Consider the following 1,801-nt stretch of genomic DNA (forward strand, 5'->3'; position numbering starts at 1 on the left):
AGATCGCGCCGACCAAGTGGAATCTGATTTTGCAAAAACTCCGCAAACGCGAGTATGAAGCAGCCATGCTGGGCTGGGCTCTGTCCTGGAAACAGGATCCCTTCCAACTGTGGCACTCCAGCCAGGCGGAGATTCCTGACAGCTCCAATCATGTGGCCTATCGCAACCCGGAGGTGGACAAGCTGATCGAGGAACTGCGTGTCACGATGGACGAGGAAAAGCAGCATGAACTTTACAAGCAGATCCACCGACGGATTTACGAAGATCAGCCCTACACCTTCCTGTTCACAGATCGGGCGACGGGAGGGTACGACACCCGGCTGCAAAACATCAAGTTCTACAAGATTCGTCCGTGTTACGACAGCCGAGAATGGTATGCATCCCGACCGCGTGCCCTGGGACCGTGATGCCCGGGGGGCGAGGAGGATGTACGGTCGTCCCCGCAGTTTCGTGATATCCGGCTTGACCTGCTGAGGAGAGTTCAGCGACCCGTGTGGAGCTACATCGTCCGCCGCCTCCTATTGATGATCCCCACCCTGTTCGGGATCACGGTGGTGTCGTTCTGCATCATGCAACTGGCGCCGGGAGACCCGCTGCTCATGCAGCTTGGGGCCACGGGGCTGGCCGGCCAGACCACCCAAACGCGCGAGGCCTATCTCATCCAAAAACGGGACCTCAAGCTCGATCGGCCGCTTTTGCTTAACTTCCGGTATTTTCGTGATTATTCACAGGCGGTGTACTGGGCTGGGTACTATCGGGCCGCCAGCGAATCCCAGATCGTCGCCGAACTCGCGGTGCTTGCCCGGGATCCGACACGTCTGCCGAAAGGTCCCGAACGTCTGGCGTTTCTCCGTTCGCTGGGGATTCCCCGGTTTCGCACGCGACTGCAAGATCTCGCCGAACACGCCCGTCTGGCCCAGGCTGTGGCAGCCTACGTGCAGGTTTTTTGCGAGGACCTGGGCCATCACGGTGTCCCCTTCGCCGTCCGGCTGCTCCAGTCCCCGGATGTGGATCGGCAGGTCAAAATCGGGCTCATCCATGCTTTGAATTCCATGGTGGTGGAACCGTTTGTGTTCACGTATTCCGCCCGTCCGCGAGAGGAGGAAACGCCGTACGTGGTTGGAGCATGGCGGCTGTGGTGGAGGCGGGCGGAGGCCACCACCCGGCCTTTGAGCAGCACCGAACGTGCCGAGCTGGAATCTCGTTTCCACGCCCTCTGCCAGATGTCCCAGAATCAACTTCTGGAAGAGCTCGATTACCTTGATCCGCAGACGGTACGGTTTTTCGCTGAAAAACTTCTGGGTGATTCAACCCTTCGGGAAAAATTTGTGGCCAGCCTGGCCCTGCGGCGACTGGTCCGCGAACCGCTTCGGCTGGATGTGCCATCCGATGCTCCAGAATCTCTCGTGGACGAAGTGGCAGAGAACTGGATCGCCCATTACGAGCTTTACCGGCAGCGCTACGAGCCGCCCTTTCTCCTCCGGCTGGCCTACGTATTCACAGACACCCAGTATGCCCACATGGTATGGCGGCTGGTGACATTCCAGTTCGGCCGATCCGCCACCAAAACGCGGGAACCCGTCGCCACCAAGATCTGGAACGCGGTGATCGTCTCGGCACCGCTCATGTTGATGGCCGAGCTGGTCACCTACCTGATCGCCATCCCCGCCGGGATCATTGCCGCCGTCAAACGGAACACCCTGACGGATCGCGCTATCAGTCTGACGCTCTTTCTGCTCTATTCCATCCCGTCGTTTGTCGCCGCCATGTTGCTTCTGCTCTTTTTCTGTTATGGGGACTA

The 1,801-nt window shown here is 59.2% G+C and carries 2 pseudogenes; both read left to right on the forward strand.

Annotation, left to right across the window (positions count from 1 at the left end):
• Positions 1-407, forward strand: a pseudogene (locus H5U08_RS17600) (hypothetical protein); the annotation flags it as partial.
• 84 nt (positions 408-491) lie between these two features.
• Positions 492-1,801, forward strand: a pseudogene (locus tag H5U08_RS17605) (hypothetical protein); the annotation flags it as partial.

Origin of the sequence: Thermogutta sp., assembly GCF_014359955.1 — a bacterium.
Taxonomy (GTDB): Bacteria; Planctomycetota; Planctomycetia; order Pirellulales; family Thermoguttaceae; genus Thermogutta.